Origin of the sequence: Rhodococcus sp. 14-2483-1-2 (assembly GCF_002259405.1) — a bacterium.
Classification (GTDB): domain Bacteria; phylum Actinomycetota; class Actinomycetes; order Mycobacteriales; family Mycobacteriaceae; genus Rhodococcoides.
In genome coordinates this window covers 57,346-72,654 of the sequence record NZ_NPFW01000013.1, presented here as the reverse complement: position 1 = coordinate 72,654, position 15,309 = coordinate 57,346, and the positions used below count along the sequence as shown (strand labels likewise).

The window sequence follows — 15,309 nt, the reverse complement described above, 5'->3', positions numbered from 1 at the left end:
GTCGTCAAACACACCGAATCCGGAAGCTGGTTCGGCGTCGACTGTAGCCGTCGCGGATGGTCTTGTATGTGAACGACGAAAGCCCCGAAACCACTATGGTTTCGGGGCTTTCGTCACAGATAACTCAGACGTTCAGATCCTCGTCTTTACGGTTTTTGATTCGCGAGGTCGCCACGAAGGAGATCGCGGCCAGGATCATCAGGTAGATCGAGATCGACATCGAGGTGCCGGTTCCCTTGAACAGTGCCTCGGAGATCGTCGGAACGAAGGCTCCACCGAGCACCGTGCCGATGGCGTAGCCGATGGACGCACCACTGAATCGGACTGCAGCAGGAAACATCTCGGCGTACAGAGCCGGCTGCGGACCGTAGGAGAGTCCGAGTCCGACGGCGAAGAGACCGAGGGCCACGTAGATCCAGTGCAATTCACCGGTGTCGACGAGCAGGAAGAACGGGATGGCGCACAACACCATTGCCGCGTTACCGAGGTTCATGATGGTGGTTCGGGCGTAGCGATCGGACAGATGCGCTCCGAGCAGAGTGAACACACCCCAGACGACGGCCGCGAACAAGCTCGCCACCAACACATCCACGCGAGCGAGTCCGTGTTCACGCGTCGAGTAGGCCACGATGAAGCCGCCGACGATGATGTAGCCGTTGCCGTTGGTGCCGATGAACGACAACGCGGCGAGCATGACCTGCTTCTTGTTGGTGCGCCACAGCGAACGGACCGGAGTGTGGTTGCGCTCCTTGCGTTCCGAGAGCTCCTTGAACACCGGGGTCTCCTCGACGCGACGTCGGATGTAGAAACCGACGAGGATCAGCACGAAGCTGATGAGGAACGGAATGCGCCAGCCCCAGGCCTCGAACTGCGACTCACTGAGCAGACCGGTGCACAGCGCCAACGTTCCCACCGCAATGAGCATGCCGAGTGGAACACCCATCTGAGTTGCGGCACCGTAGATTCCGCGCTTGCCCTTCGGGGCATGCTCGACGGCCATCAGCGCCGCGCCGCCCCACTCGCCACCGGTGGAGAATCCCTGCAGGATGCGCAGCACGATCAGAATAATCGGAGCCCAGATACCGATAGTGGCGTAGGTGGGGAGCAGACCCATACCGACGGTGGCCGCACCCATGAGGGTGAGGGTGGCGATGAGGACCTTCTTGCGGCCGATCTTGTCGCCGAAGTAGCCCGCGACGATGGCTCCGAGAGGCCGGAAGATGAAGCTGATGCCGATCGTGACGTAGGCGACGAGCTGTCCGGACGACCCCATGGGCGCGAAGAACAGTTGAGCGAAGATCAGCGACGCTGCCTGCGCGTAGATGAAGAAGTCGTACCACTCGACCGTGGTTCCGACCATGCTGGCCATCGCGGCGCGGCGATGCTCGCGCGACACCCCGGTAGGCGTCTCGACCTGTGTTGACATCGACTTGTCTCGTTTCGTTCGGGCTCCGGCGCTCAGTGACAGGAGCGGCGATTCGGAGTGTCGTGAGGCAGGGTAATAAGGGTCGAACACGAACAATCTCGGCGACCGAAAACCGGATATAACTCACCGTCCATTCGGTCGGTAATCACTGTGACCGCCGACACGATGGTTTGTCAAGGTGGCGCAGGCCATGACGACCGGGGAAACCCACGAATTCGTCGAGATCTACCGACCGCAGCGCAGGTGTTCGTCCGAAACGACGCAGACACCGCCAGTGACGGAAGGTCATACTCGAACCCATGACCGCACCATCGTCGACGCTTGTGCTCGACTCCCCTGTTCTCGACGAACTGACACGCGCGCTCGGCTCCGACGCGGTGGTGACGGACCCGGACATCCTCCAAAGCTATCGACGTGACGCAGCAGCCCTCTGCGAATCCACCCTTCCCCTCGCCGCGGTACTACCGACCACCGAGTCGGACGTCCAGGCGATCATGAGTATTGCTTCGGCACACCGTATTCCGGTGGTGCCACAGGGTGCATTGACCGGCCTGGCGGGTGCTGCGAACGCCAGCGTCGGAGCCATCGCCCTCAATACCCGACGCATGAACAAGATCATCGAACTCGACGTCGTCAACCGCGTCGCCGTCGTGCAACCCGGCGTCACGAACAAGGAATTGAAAGATGCTGCCCTGCAGCAGGGGCTGACGTACCTCCCTGATCCGTCCAGCTGGGAGGCGTCGACGATCGGCGGCAACATCGCCACCAACGCAGGTGGGCTCTGCTGCGTGAAGTACGGAGTGACAGCACGGTTCGTGCGTGGCCTGCGGGTCGTGCTAGCCGACGGCAGGGCGACGTTCGTCGGTCGACGCACCGTCAAAGGTGTGGCGGGCCTGTCTCTTGCGGACTTGTTCGTTGGCTCCGAGGGGACGCTCGGCATCATCACCGAGGCCACCGTCGGCCTCGACTTCCCCAGCGCCGTACCACTCACGATGGCTGCGACCTTTTCGTCCACGGTCGCTGCAGGAGTGGCAGTGTCGAGGATTCGTGCAGCGGGCATCACCCCGAGCCTGTTCGAGCTGTTGGACCGCACCACCATTGCCGCCATCGACGCCTACGCGCGGATGGACTTCGGCACCGAGGCCGCCGCAGTGCTGATCGCACAGTCCGACATCGGCGAGGGTGCCGTGCAGGAACTCGAGGCCATTGCTGCACTGTGCACCGAATCCGGCGCGACCGACGTGGCCGTCGCCGAGGACGAGGTCGAATCGGAGCAACTCGTGCAGGCCCGTCGGCTGGCCTACCCCGCGCTGGAGCGCCTCGGTTCACCGCTGGTCGACGATGTGTCCGTTCCCATTTCACAACTCGCCACGATGATCGACGAGGTGGGCCGGGTGGCAGACCGGCTGGGCATCGTCATCGGAGTCGTCGGCCACGCAGGCGACGGCAACATCCATCCGACGGTCATCGTCGACCCCCTCGACCCCTCATCGTTGGCCAGAGCGCACAGCGCGTTCGACGAGATCGCGGCATTCGCGCTCTCAATGGGTGGAACCATCACCGGGGAACACGGGGTGGGACTGCTCAAGCGGGACCTTCTCGAGACCGAACTCGATCCGGTCGCAGCGGAACTGCAGCGCGGCATCAAGGAATTGCTCGACCCGCACTACCTGCTCAATCCAGGCAAGGTGCTCACCGTCCGGCCCTGAGCCGTAGCGACATCCACACGAGCAATCGGGTATCGGGATCGTCGAGATCGAGACCGAACAGCTCCTTGGTACGCCGGAGTCGGTAGCGGAAGGTGTTGGGGTGCAGGTACAGCGATGTCGCTGCGGCGGCAACGTTGGACTCGTGCGCCAACAACGCCAGCACCGTCGCGGCGTACTCGGTACCTTCCGAAGCATCGCAGGAAAGCATCCGTTCGACGGCAGGCAACGCCAACGACACTTCCGACAGAGCATTCCCTGCCCTGCGCAGCGTGGCGTGTACTCGGACCTCCTCGAACATGATGGTCGGAGAACCGTCCTCGCAGGCATCGAGCGCCCACTGCGCATGCACTCGAGCAGTCATCGGGCGCTCGTCCGGTCCACCGAGCGCGAACGTCACCGGAATTCCGAGGGCAGATTCGGCCCGACGTCGAACATGCTCGAATTCGTCTACGGTGAAGGTGATTTCGGCACGCATCACGAGGAAGACAGCGCCATCGATCACGACAGCACCCGAGTCGAGCTGCTGCCCGAAGGTCAGGTCGAGCATCCCCCGCAGTCGCGACGCGGCGGCGTCCGGCCGGTCCGACTGAACCCGGGTCGCCAATACCGTGTACAGCTGCCCATCGGGTGTGACGGCGGCTGGATCGGTCAGTAGTTCACGTGCCCTGGACTTTTCGATGCCCACAGCCTGCGGTCGCTGAGTCAGCAACGGTATTGCTTCGGCCGCTGCCCGTAGCAATGCCGCCATCGCGGCCGGCTCGGGCGGCGTTACCGCCGCGGTGGGGACAATGCACCAGATCGAACCGAGATATTCGCCGCCACTGGTTACCGGCACGGCCAGGCGAGGCAGCACCCCGGCTACGGCGACGACCCGCACCGTGCAGCTGCGCCGGAAGTCCTCGTCGGTATGGTGCGCCATGTACTCGGCCGGAACCTGCTTGCCGAGAATCCCGTCGCGCCGCACGTCGTCGATCGGTTGCCCGGGCAGCGACGAGTAGGCCACGACGTAGCCGGCCGGGTCCATCACCGAAACCGCGCCGCCCACAGCAGCCGCCGTGGCGTCGGCCAAGGCAGACAGATCGGCAGTGGTCATCGACTCACCGTACTTCCGAGCAGATCCGACTACCTGGCCACGGTGCGACTGTCCCCTCGGAATTCGGCGATCAGCTCGTCTCGGCAGGTCACCGATACGTCATAGAGGCCGTTGCGACCGAACCGAGCACGCTCGACGGCGTCTGCGACCAGCACGTCACCGGCCTTCGTCGGACGGAGGTATCGGATGTCGCAACGTGCCGCGACGGCCGAGTCGTCGTGCGAGTTGCAGGCCATAGCGAAGGTGGTGTCCGCAAGCAGGAACACGTAGCCGCCGTGGGTGATGGCGTACCCGTTGACCATGTCCTCGGTGACGACCAACGACATCCTGGCGTGCCCAGGTGACAGCTCGATCAATTCGATGCCGAGCTTGCGGGACGCGGCGTCGACCTCGAACATCTCGCGGGCGATAGGCGAATCGGTCACGGCCGCAACACCGATCGCTCGTTCTGGGTGAACATCGTGACGCCCCCGGTCGCGAAGTTGCGCAGATCCTTGCCCGCGGCCTTCATCTCGGGCGAGGCCAATCCTGCCTTCAGCGACGCGTCGTCCGCGAAGTACAGGCTGGCGATCGCGTAGTACGGCGGCGGTGAATCGTCGAGCGAGTCGAGCGTGCCCCAGGTGAAGTCGACCAGTCCGGGGACAGCCCGCGCGAGGGGCACATGCACCTCGGCGTAGTGACGATCGAATGCGGCAGTGTCCTCGGGCATCCCGTAACAAACGGCCACTCGCACGCTCATGATGCGGCCTCGGGCTTCGCGACGAGAGTGAGAACGTCGTAGGTCGCGACGGGATCGCCGTCCTGGTTGACAACCACTGCATCCCAACGCACCTCGCCGTAATCGGCACTCTGACGCGGAGTGATGAGCTTTGCCGTCAACGTCACTGTCAACGAATCCTCGGCCTTGACCGGCGTCAGGAAGCGAAGGCAGTCGACGCCGAAGTTGGCGAGCACGGGGCCCGGTGCCGGGTCGACGAACAACCCGGCGGCCAGCGACACCACCAGGTAGCCGTGGGCCACGATTCCGCCGAACAACGGGTTCGCCGCTGCCGCTTGGGGATCGGTGTGTGCATAGAAGGTGTCGCCGGTGAACTCGGCGAAGTGATCGATGTCCGCACGCGTGACCTGTCGAGGCCCACCGACGATGGTGTCGCCCAGCTTCAGTTCGCCGAGGTTCTTGCGGAATGGGTGGACGTCGCCGGTCGTCTGCTTCGCGCCGGTGACCCACTTGTTGCCGATGGCCGTCAGAACGTCCGGAGTTCCCTGAATTGCTGTGCGCTGCATGTGGTGCAGCACGCCGCGGATGCCGCCGAGTTCTTCGCCGCCGCCTGCGCGGCCGGGTCCGCCGTGCACCAGAACTGGCAGCGGAGAACCGTGGCCGGTCGATTCCTTCGCGTCCTCGGAGTTCAGTACCAGGATGCGGCCGTGATACGGAGCGCTGCCCAGGACGATCTCACGCGCGATGGCCGAATCCTTGGTCACGAGAGATGCAACCAGAGAGCCCTTTCCGCGGGCGACGAGATCGAGCAGGTCTGCAGTGCTGTCGTAGCCGATGACGGTCGATACCGGCCCGAACGCCTCGATCTCGTGCGGTTCGGGTGCGGTCTTGTCGCCGGCCTTCAGCAGTACCGGTGCCATGAATGCCCCCGCTCGCTGATCCACCGCGTCGGGATCGCCGAAGACGACCGTTGCGGACTTGGTCAGTCCACGAATGGATTTGAGGACTTCGTCGCGCTGATCGATGCTGGCGAGGGCACCCATGGTGACACCGTCGTCTGCGGGATCACCGACGACCACCTTGCCGAGCTTGGTCTTCAGCGCCTCGATAACGGGCTCGACCGAGTCCTGCGGAACCAGCACACGGCGAATGGCTGTGCATTTCTGGCCGGCCTTCGACGTCATCTCGGTGAAGACACCCTTGACGAAGAGGTCGAACTCTGGATCGCTCTGTGCCACATCCGAACCCAGAACGGACGCGTTCAACGAATCCGCCTCGGCCGTGAAGTGCAGTCCTTCGCCCACGACGTTGGGATGTGAGCGCAGGGTCGCAGCGGTATCGGCGGATCCGGTGAACGCCACCGAGTCCTGACCACCGAGGTGGTCGAGCACACCGCGGGCACTGCCACACAGCAGCTGCACCGAACCCTCGGGCAGCAACCCCGACTCGATGATCCGCCGGAACACCAGCTCGGTGAGGTATGCAGTTTGGCTGGCGGGCTTGACGATCGACGGCACGCCCGCGATGAACGCGGGGGCCAGCTTCTCGAGGAAGCCCCACACGGGAAAGTTGAACGCATTGATCTGGACGGCGACGCCGCGCCGCGAGGTGTAGATGTGCTGACCGAGGAAGGTTCCCTTCTTACCGAGCTGCTCGATCGCGCCATCGAGATACACCGTCTCGTTGGGGAGTTCGCGTCGAGCCTTGCTCGCGTAGCTCAGGACGGTGCCGAATCCGCCGTCGATGTCGACACCGGAATCGCGGGAGGTGGCTCCGGTGTGCCGGGAGAGTTGGTAGAACTCCTCCTTGCCGGCCATCAGCGTCAGGCCCAGTTGCTTGAGCAGGGCTGCACGCTCGTGGAACGTCAGTGCTGCGAGCGCGGGTCCGCCAACGGTGCGGGCGTAGTCGACCATGCCTGCGACGTCGAGTCCGCTGGACGACACCCGGGCGATCTCGCTGCCATCGACGGCGCTCAGCAGCGGCGCTCCCTCATCGGTTGCGGAATACCACGTGCCCTGGGCATAGCTTTCCAGAAGTCTGCTCACAACGCCTCCATCTCACCGTACGTTCGGTCGGTAATTACCATCGCCGTCGAACGCCGAGATGTCAAGACTCTTCTCTTAGGTGCGGCGCAACCCGTCGAAGGTCAGTGCCACGACGGCGTCGGCCAATTCCTCGACGGATCCGCCGGTGCGCGGGCGGTACCACTCGATGAGCGAGTTGACCGTGCCGAACACGAGCTTGGACGCCAGCGCCGGATCCACCCCTGGACGCAGGTCGCCCTCCTCGGCCGCAGCCACCACGAGCCCGGTGACGAAGGAATCGAATTCACGCCTGCGGGCGAGGGCGCGCCGCTCGACGTCGGTGTTGCCTCGCACGCGCAGCAGCAGCGTCACGTAGGGCAGTTCCGCACACAGGATGTCCACACTGCGTCGCACCAGGTATTCGAGGCGGTCGATGTATCGCCCGGTCGTCGCCCGATCCTCGGTCGTGACGGCGAACAGGGCATTGAGAGCCCGCGACAGCGCGAGTTCGAGCAACTCGGACTTGCCGGACACGTGGTGATAGATCGACGACTTGGTGATGCCGAGCCGCTTCGCCAGAACCTCCATGCTGGTGCCGTCGTATCCACGGTCGTTGAAGACCTTGACCGCCACAGCCAGGAGGGAATCCAGGTCGTAACCCGGCCGCCCTGGTTGTCCGGTCTTGCGCGGCGCGCGTGCGGTTGTCATTGCCACATCTTCTCAGTCGGCGCCCGATTTCACAGCACCATGGGCGGGAAACCTTGCCAAACGACCGAATGTTCGGTTATTAATGACTCAACGACACGAAGGAGTCACCAGTGGGCGAAGTATTTCTCGTTGCCGGCGCACGCACCCCGCACGGACGCTACGGCGGAGCACTGGCCTCGGTGCGCCCCGACGACCTTGCCGGGCTCGTCGTCGCCGAGGCGGTTCGGCGAGCGGGCGTGCCGGTCGATCGAATCGACGAGGTGATTCTCGGTGCTGCGAACCAGGCAGGCGAGGACAATCGCGATGTGGCTCGAATGGCGGTTCTGCTTGCAGGTCTCCCGCACACAGTGCCGGGCTACACCGTCAACCGCCTGTGCGCGAGCGGACTGACGGCAGTGGCCAACGCCGCGAGCACCATTCGTAGCGGCGAGGCCGACATCATCGTCGCCGGTGGCGTCGAGTCGATGACCCGCGCACCCTGGGTCATGGCCAAGCCGGGAACCGCGTGGGCCAAGCCGGGCGAGATCTTCGATACCTCCCTCGGCTGGCGCTTCACCAATCCGACCTTCGCCGCGCACGACGCGGGGACCGATCCCAAGATCACTCTGTCGATGGGCGAAACCGCCGAGGAGGTCGCGCTCAGCGAGGGCATCACCCGCGAGGAGTCCGATGCCTTCGCATTCCGCAGTCAGCAGCGTGCCATCGCCGCCCAGGATGCCGGACGCTTCGCCGACGAGATCGTGCCCGTCACGACCAAGAACGGCGAGGTCACCGAGGACGAGACACCGCGACGCGGAACCACACTCGAGAAGCTCGGCACGCTGAAGACCGTGTTCCGCAAGAACGGCATCGTCACCGCCGGAACGTCCTCACCGTTCACCGACGGTGCGTCGGCGCTGGTGGTGGCCTCCGAGGAGGCCGTGAACAAGTACGGCCTCGAGGTACGGGGCCGCATCGTCACCAGTGCGAGCGCAGGCATCGCACCGCACATCATGGGACTCGGGCCGGTGCCGTCCACACAGAAGGCACTCGCTCGCGCCGGGTGGTCTGCCGACGACCTCGGTGCCGTCGAGCTCAACGAGGCCTTCGCGGCGCAGTCACTCGGCGTCATCCGCCAGTTGAAACTGAACGAGGACATCGTCAATGCCGACGGCGGGGCCATCGCCCTCGGCCACCCCCTCGGCTCGTCGGGTGCCCGAATCCTGTTGACGCTGTTGGGCCGCATGGAACGTGAGAAGGCGTCCCGCGGGCTCGCGACGCTCTGCGTCGGCGTCGGGCAAGGCGTGTCGATGTTGATCGAGGCACCGTGAACACACTTGTCGTGGAGGAGCTGACTGACCGCGTTGTCGTCACCCTGAATCGCGAGAAGCAGCGCAACGCAATCGATTCCGAGATGATCGGCGAGCTGCACGAGGTGTGCGGGCTCGTGGAGCAGGATCCGAAAATCGTCATCCTGACCGGCGCGGGCGAGCACTTCGCCGGCGGTGCCGACATCAATCAGCTGCGGGCCCGCACCCGCGACGACGCATTGCGCGGCATCAACCGCAACCTGTTCGACCGCATCGCCGCACTGCCCCTGCCGACCATTGCTGCGGTGCGCGGCTACGCCCTCGGGGGCGGAGCCGAGCTGTCCTACGCCTGCGACATCCGTATCGCGTCGCCGACGGCCGTGTTCGGCAATCCCGAACCGGGCCTGGGCATCATGGCTGCCGCCGGGGCCAGCTACCGGTTGCCGACACTGGTGGGACTGTCCGTCGCCAAGCAGGTACTCCTCGGTGGCCGGACGCTCGACGCAGAGGTGGCACTCCGCTCCGGCCTGGTGCTGGACGTCGTCGACGAGCCTTTGGCCGCAGCGCATTCCCTCGCGGATCGCATTGCCAAGCAAGCACCGCTGGCACTGAAGCTGACCAAGAAGATTCTCGATGCGCCCGGTTCGCACCCGTGGGCCGACGACATCGCGCAGGCTGTTCTGTTCGAGACCGAAGACAAACAACGCCGAATGACGGCATTTCTGGAGAAGAAGAAATGACAGCTCCTCGCGCAGTAGGTGTAGTCGGTGGCGGCCGCATGGGTGCAGGTATCGCGCAGGTGTTCGCGGCCCTCGGTTCCACCGTCGTCATCGCCGAAGCCGCCGACCAACAAGCAGCCCTCGGCCGAGTCTCGACCGGACTCGACCGGGCGCACGAGCGCGGCAAACTCAGCGAGGATCCCGCTGCGATTCTCGCCCGGGTCTCCACCGTCGCCGGGCCCGCGGAACTCCCGGCCGACCTCGACCTGATTGTCGAAGCGGTGCCCGAGATCCCGTCGCTCAAGGTCGAGGTGTTGGCTCTGATAGACAAAGTCGCATCCGACAACACGGTCATCGCGTCGAACACGAGCTCGATCTCCATCGCCGAACTCGGTGCAGCACTCAGTGATCCGAGTCGCTTCATCGGGATGCACTTCTTCAACCCGGTTCCGGCGTCGACTCTCGTCGAGATCGTGCGCGCTCCCGCTACCTCCGCCGACGTGGTGCAGCGAGTACAGCAGTGGGTGTCGCTCCTGGGCAAGACCGAGGTGCTCGTCAACGACTCCCCCGGCTTTGCGACGTCACGGCTCGGCGTGTGCCTGGGGCTCGAGGCCATTCGCATGTTGGAGGAAGGCGTCGCCGACGCCGAATCCATCGATCGCGCCATGGAACTCGGCTACAAGCACCCGATGGGTCCGTTGCGTTCGACCGACCTCGTCGGGTTGGACGTTCGACTCGCCATCGCAGAACACCTGGCGTCGACCCTCGGCGACAGGTTCACTCCCCCGCAGTTGTTGCGAGACATGGTTGCTCGCGGCGACATCGGACGCAAGTCCGGTCGCGGCTTTCACGATTGGACGAACGCATGACGGTACGGTTCGACGTCGCCGACGGCTTGGCGACCATCACCCTCGCTCGCCCCGAGGCGCACAACGCCCTCGACGTCGCGACGAAGGTCGCGTTGGCGGAGGCCGTTCAGAGTGCCGCTGCACCCGAGGTGCGCGCCGTGCTCATCACCGCCGAGGGCAAGAACTTCTGCGTCGGCCAGGATCTCGGCGAGCACGTCACCGCGCTCGAAGCCGATCCGGCCACGGCGATGGACACCGTCGGCGAGCACTACAACCCGGTGATCCGAGGGCTCGCTGCGCTCGAGGTTCCGATTGTCGTCGCGATCCCAGGCGCATGCGTCGGCGCAGGCCTCGGGATCGCACTGGCCGGTGACATCCGAGTGGCCGGCACCAAGTCGTCGTTCGCGACGGCATTCACCGGCATCGGCTTGGCCAGCGACTCGGGATTGAGCTACACGTTGGTCGAGGCACTGGGATCGAGCCGGGCCGCGGGTCTGATGCTGCTCGGCGACAGGGTCACCGCCGCGCAGGCCCTCGACTGGGGTTTGGTGCATCGCGTCGTCGAGGACGGGGACGTACTCGAGACCGCGCGCACGCTGGCGACCTCCCTTGCCGCCGGCCCCACCCAGGCCTACCGGCAGGTCAAGTCGCTGATCGCTCGATCCGGACTGTCCGATGCCTTGGACCGCGAGGCACAGGCACAAACGGTTCTGGGACAGACTCAGGACCACAAGGCAGCGGTGGATGCGTTTCTGGCGAAAAAAAGAGCCTCCTTCGTCGGCATGTGAACAGAAACTCGTCCCCTGCTACGAGGTTCCGCGCACCTGCGGCGAAGCCGCTCTTGTGCGCGGAGCTGCACTCGAGGCATACTGGTTACCAACCGATCATTCGGTAATGAAAGTAGGACTTATGACCACGTCAAACACCCTGTCCGCCGAGACGCTGCAGGACGGGTTCGACGAGACCATCGCCCACGAGCAGCGCGTCGAGCCTCGTGACTGGATGCCCGACGGCTACCGCAAGTCGCTCATTCGCCAGATCGCTCAGCACGCGCACTCCGAGATCATCGGAATGCAGCCGGAGGGCAACTGGCTCACCCGTGCGCCGTCGCTGCGCCGCAAGGCGATCCTGATGGCCAAGGTGCAGGACGAGGCCGGTCACGGTCTCTACCTCTACTCCGCCGCGGAAACGCTCGGAGCGGACCGCGCCGACCTGACGGTCAAGCTCATCGAGGGCAAGCAGAAGTACTCCTCGATCTTCAACTACCCCACCCTGACGTACGCCGACGTGGGCACCATCGGCTGGCTGGTCGACGGTGCGGCGATCTGCAACCAGGTTCCCCTGTGCCGCAGCAGCTTCGGTCCGTACGCACGCGCGATGATCCGGGTCTGCAAGGAAGAATCCTTCCACCAGCGCCAGGGCTACGAACTGCTCGCCACGATGATGCGCGGCACCGACGAACAGCGCGCCATGGTTCAGGAATCGGTCAACCGCTGGTGGTGGCCGGCTCTGATGATGTTCGGCCCGCCGGACGACGAGTCCCCCAACACCGAGCAGTCGATGAAGTGGGGCATCAAGCGCCACACCAACGACGAACTGCGCCAACGCTTCGTCGACATGTCCATCCCGCAGGCGAAGGCTCTCGGAGTCACGTTCCCCGACCCGGACCTGAAGTGGAACGAGGAGCGCAAGTCGCACGATTTCGGCGAGCCCGACTGGTCCGAGTTCATGCAGGTGATCAAGGGCAACGGTGCCTCCAACGTCGAGCGCATCGCGAACCGGCGCGCAGCTCACGACGGCGGAGCCTGGGTCCGTGAGGCCGCAACCGCATTCGCCGAAAGGAACGCAGCATCATGACCGAATTCACCGCCGAGGGCGGCCACGGAGCGGTGCCCACCGAGGGTGTTCCGGTCGAGCCGAAAAGAGAAGCCGTCAAGGCAGATTGGCCGCTGTACGAGGTGTTCCTGCGCGGCAAGCGCGGCCTGAACCACGTGCATGTCGGATCGCTGCACGCCGCCGACGACCACATGGCGCTGCGGCATGCTCGCGACGTCTACACCCGACGCAACGAAGGCGTCAGCATCTGGGTGGTTCCGTCCAACTCGATCGTCGCGTCGTCGCCGTCGGAGAAGGATCCGTTCTTCGCTCCGAGTGGCGACAAGGTGTACCGCCACCCGACGTTCTACGAGATCCCCGACAACGTTCCCCACATGTGAGACCCACACTTCAAGAGGACAAGCACTCATGACTGATCACGACAGCGCCTACGAGGGCCTCGTCGACGAGGATTCGCACGGGCAGTGGGCATTCGGGACGAGCTTCGACGACCCGCTCGCCGGAGTCGACACCACCGTTCCCGACGACGTCGACCTGAAAGCTCTTGCCGCGTACTGCCTCATGCTCGGCGACGATGCGCTGATCAGCTCCCAACGCCTCGCCGAGTGGAGCACCCGCGCACCGGAACTCGAAGAAGAAGTGGCACTGGCCAACGTCGGCCTCGATCTCCTCGGCCAGGCCCGGCTACTGCTGGCCCGCGCCGCCAAAGCCGACCCGACGGTCGTGCCGTTCATCTCGGACACCTCGCCCGCACCGTCGGAAGATGCTCTCGCGTTCTTCCGCGACGACGCCGACTTCCGAAACGTGCGACTCACCGAGCTCGACAATGGAGACTTCGCGAAATCCCAGGTTCGCCTGCTGGTGTTCTCGACGTGGCGGCTCGCCGTCTTCACTCGCCTGCAGGAATCCCGGGATCCCGTTCTCGCCGCGGTTGCGAGCAAGGGCGTCAAAGAGCTGACCTACCACCGTGATTACGCGGCTCGCTGGGTCGTCACCCTGGGTTGCGGAACCGATGAATCGAAGCGACGTGTCCGCGAGGCCGTGACGCGAATCTGGCCGTACGTCTCCGAACTGTTCGTCCCGACGGACGAGGAAATCGCGCTGGCTGGGGTCGGTGTCGCCGTCGATCCCCGTGACGTGCGCGAGGAGTTCGATTCCGTTCTGGCGCAGGTACTTCACGCCGCAGAGCTGGACGCCCCCGAGGGCAAGTCCGTGGGCACCATCGGTGGCCGCGGGGGCCGGCGCGGAATCCACACCGAGGCGTTCGGGCCGCTGATCGCCGAGATGCAGGTCGTGGCGAGAGCGCATCCGGAGGGGGTCTGGTGACCACACTCGAGAAAACCACACTCAAGACAACCGCACGCGAGATCGCCGCGACCGTCATGGATCCCGAGATGCCACTGCTCACTCTCGACGATCTCGGCGTCCTGCGCGACGTCGAAGTACGCGAGAACGGAAGTGTGCTCGTCACCATCACCCCGACGTACTCCGGCTGCCCCGCGATGGCGACGATGCGCGACGACATCGCCCACAAGCTCCAGGATCACGGCTACGCGGATGTCGAGATCGTCACCAGCCTCTCCCCCGCATGGAGCACCGACTGGATCTCCGAGGAGGGCCTGCGCAAACTTCGCGAGACCGGTTACTCCACACCGGGACCGGCTCCTGCTCGTACCTCCGGCCCGGTTCCGTTGACCCTGACCGTGAAGCCGCGCCGAATCGACTGCCCTCGGTGCGGTTCCGCAAACACCCGCCTCACATCCGAATTCGGCGCAACGCTGTGCAAAGCCCAGTACCGGTGCGACGACTGCCTCGAACCCTTCGACCACGTGAAGGAAATCTGATGACCGTCGCCGCCGAGCCGGAACTGAAGAACCTGCGCAACAAGCCCTTCCACACGTTGACCGTCGCCGACGTCGAATCGCTCTGCGACGACGCCGTCGCCGTCACGTTCGATGTGCCCGATGAGCTGCGTGCGGAGTTCGATTTCAAGCCGGGTCAGTCGCTGATGCTCAGCCGGACCGTCCACGGTATCGAGCACCGTCGCTCTTATTCGATCTGCGCCCCGGCCGGCGCGCGTCCCCGCGTCGGCGTCCGTGAGGTCTCCGACGGCCTGTTCTCCTCGTGGCTCGTCCACGAGGTCAAGGCCGGCGACCGTATCGACGTCCAGGGCCCCACCGGCAATTTCCACGCGGATCCGGCTACGGCCGGCAGGCACGTTCTCATCGCGGCCGGCTCGGGCATCACCCCGATGCTGTCGATTGCAGCCTCGGTCCTGACCAACCCCGACGCCGAAGTGGTTCTGCTGTACGGTAATCGGCGGACGCGAACGGTGATGTTCGCCGAGGAGATCGCGGACCTGAAGGACCAGTACGGCAGCCGGTTCGACGTCATTCACGTCCTGTCCAGGGAGCCGCGCGAGGTCGAACTGTTCAGCGGAAGACTCGACGCCGGACGACTGCGCGAGATACTCGACACCGTCGTCGCCACACCGGATATCGATCATTTCTGGTTGTGTGGCCCGTTCGGGATGGTCACCGATGCCCAACAGGTCCTCGGAGACCTCGGTGTGGCGAAGACCAGCATCCACGCCGAGCTGTTCTATGTCGACGACGTGCCCCCGCCGCAGGAAAAGCACCGCGAGCCCGGCATCACCGGGCCCAGCAGTGAGGTCACGATCATCCTCGACGGACGTGAAGTGAAAGGTGCACTGCCTCAGGACGAGTCGATCCTCGATTCGGCCGAGCAGCTGCGCTCCGATCTCCCCTTCGCGTGCAAGGGCGGCGTGTGTGGCACCTGCCGCGCGAAGGTCACCTTCGGCGACGTCGACATGCGCCGCAACTACGCGCTCGAGGACAACGAAGTCGACGCCGGCTTCGTGCTCACCTGCCAGACCTTCCCCGTCAGCGACACCGTGACCGTCGACTTCGACGCCTGAG

At 64.8% G+C, this 15,309-nt stretch carries 16 protein-coding genes; 10 read left to right on the top strand and 6 right to left on the bottom strand.

Annotated features, from left to right (window positions below; genetic code table 11):
- Window positions 1-124 precede the first annotated feature (124 nt).
- On the bottom strand, window positions 125-1,426 hold the full coding sequence (locus tag CH295_RS11415) for an MFS transporter (protein WP_094740741.1): 1,302 nt from the start codon (window positions 1,424-1,426) through the stop codon (window positions 125-127).
- Between the two features lie 299 nt (window positions 1,427-1,725).
- On the opposite strand from CH295_RS11415, the gene CH295_RS11410 reads away from it, so the two are divergent.
- Window positions 1,726-3,135 carry an FAD-binding oxidoreductase gene (locus tag CH295_RS11410; protein ID WP_094740740.1) on the top strand — a complete coding sequence of 470 codons (1,410 nt, stop codon included), beginning with the start codon at window positions 1,726-1,728 and terminating at the stop codon, window positions 3,133-3,135.
- Here the strand turns inward: CH295_RS11410 and CH295_RS11405 are convergent.
- From CH295_RS11405 to CH295_RS11385, 5 genes are all read right to left on the bottom strand, one after another.
- Window positions 3,119-4,228 (bottom strand): PucR family transcriptional regulator, encoded by a 1,110-nt coding sequence (locus tag CH295_RS11405; RefSeq protein ID WP_094740739.1) that lies wholly within the window; start codon window positions 4,226-4,228, stop codon window positions 3,119-3,121. The genes CH295_RS11410 and CH295_RS11405 overlap by 17 nt on opposite strands.
- Before the next feature lie 29 nt (window positions 4,229-4,257).
- Complete coding sequence (gene paaI, locus CH295_RS11400; protein ID WP_094740978.1) at window positions 4,258-4,626, bottom strand: hydroxyphenylacetyl-CoA thioesterase PaaI; 369 nt, start codon at window positions 4,624-4,626, stop codon at window positions 4,258-4,260.
- 23 nt (window positions 4,627-4,649) lie between these two features.
- Window positions 4,650-4,967 (bottom strand): EthD family reductase, encoded by a 318-nt coding sequence (locus tag CH295_RS11395; protein WP_094740738.1) that lies wholly within the window; start codon window positions 4,965-4,967, stop codon window positions 4,650-4,652.
- Window positions 4,964-6,991, bottom strand: a complete 2,028-nt coding sequence (paaZ, locus tag CH295_RS11390) for a phenylacetic acid degradation bifunctional protein PaaZ (protein WP_094740737.1) — start codon at window positions 6,989-6,991, stop codon at window positions 4,964-4,966. Before paaZ ends, CH295_RS11395 begins: the two co-directional genes overlap by 4 nt.
- Window positions 6,992-7,066: 75 nt before the next feature.
- Window positions 7,067-7,678 (bottom strand): TetR/AcrR family transcriptional regulator, encoded by a 612-nt coding sequence (locus CH295_RS11385; RefSeq protein ID WP_032380646.1) that lies wholly within the window; start codon window positions 7,676-7,678, stop codon window positions 7,067-7,069.
- A gap of 110 nt (window positions 7,679-7,788) precedes the next feature.
- On the opposite strand from CH295_RS11385, the gene CH295_RS11380 reads away from it, so the two are divergent.
- The 9 genes from CH295_RS11380 to paaE all read left to right on the top strand — a co-directional run bounded on the left by CH295_RS11380 (window position 7,789) and on the right by paaE (window position 15,308).
- Window positions 7,789-8,988, top strand: coding sequence for a thiolase family protein (locus CH295_RS11380; protein ID WP_094634089.1), 1,200 nt, complete (start codon window positions 7,789-7,791; stop codon window positions 8,986-8,988).
- Window positions 8,985-9,707: an enoyl-CoA hydratase/isomerase family protein gene (locus CH295_RS11375; RefSeq protein WP_094740736.1), complete on the top strand. Its 723-nt coding sequence runs from the start codon at window positions 8,985-8,987 to the stop codon at window positions 9,705-9,707. Before CH295_RS11380 ends, CH295_RS11375 begins: the two co-directional genes overlap by 4 nt.
- Window positions 9,704-10,555: a 3-hydroxyacyl-CoA dehydrogenase family protein gene (locus tag CH295_RS11370; protein WP_094740735.1), complete on the top strand. Its 852-nt coding sequence runs from the start codon at window positions 9,704-9,706 to the stop codon at window positions 10,553-10,555. The genes CH295_RS11375 and CH295_RS11370 overlap by 4 nt, the downstream gene beginning before the upstream one ends.
- A complete protein-coding gene (locus CH295_RS11365) occupies window positions 10,552-11,322 on the top strand; it encodes an enoyl-CoA hydratase/isomerase family protein (RefSeq protein WP_094740734.1) in 771 nt (256 codons plus the stop codon). Before CH295_RS11370 ends, CH295_RS11365 begins: the two co-directional genes overlap by 4 nt.
- Window positions 11,323-11,443: 121 nt before the next feature.
- Window positions 11,444-12,391 carry a 1,2-phenylacetyl-CoA epoxidase subunit PaaA gene (paaA, locus tag CH295_RS11360; protein ID WP_037187547.1) on the top strand — a complete coding sequence of 316 codons (948 nt, stop codon included), beginning with the start codon at window positions 11,444-11,446 and terminating at the stop codon, window positions 12,389-12,391.
- Complete coding sequence (gene paaB, locus CH295_RS11355; RefSeq protein WP_032404451.1) at window positions 12,388-12,750, top strand: 1,2-phenylacetyl-CoA epoxidase subunit PaaB; 363 nt, start codon at window positions 12,388-12,390, stop codon at window positions 12,748-12,750. Before paaA ends, paaB begins: the two co-directional genes overlap by 4 nt.
- A gap of 28 nt (window positions 12,751-12,778) precedes the next feature.
- A complete protein-coding gene (gene paaC / locus CH295_RS11350) occupies window positions 12,779-13,696 on the top strand; it encodes a 1,2-phenylacetyl-CoA epoxidase subunit PaaC (protein WP_094740733.1) in 918 nt (305 codons plus the stop codon).
- A 56-nt stretch (window positions 13,697-13,752) separates the two neighbouring features.
- Window positions 13,753-14,214 carry a 1,2-phenylacetyl-CoA epoxidase subunit PaaD gene (gene paaD, locus CH295_RS11345; RefSeq protein ID WP_052047417.1) on the top strand — a complete coding sequence of 154 codons (462 nt, stop codon included), beginning with the start codon at window positions 13,753-13,755 and terminating at the stop codon, window positions 14,212-14,214.
- Window positions 14,214-15,308, top strand: a complete 1,095-nt coding sequence (gene paaE / locus CH295_RS11340; protein WP_094740732.1) for a 1,2-phenylacetyl-CoA epoxidase subunit PaaE — start codon at window positions 14,214-14,216, stop codon at window positions 15,306-15,308. Before paaD ends, paaE begins: the two co-directional genes overlap by 1 nt.
- Window position 15,309 lies beyond the last annotated feature (1 nt).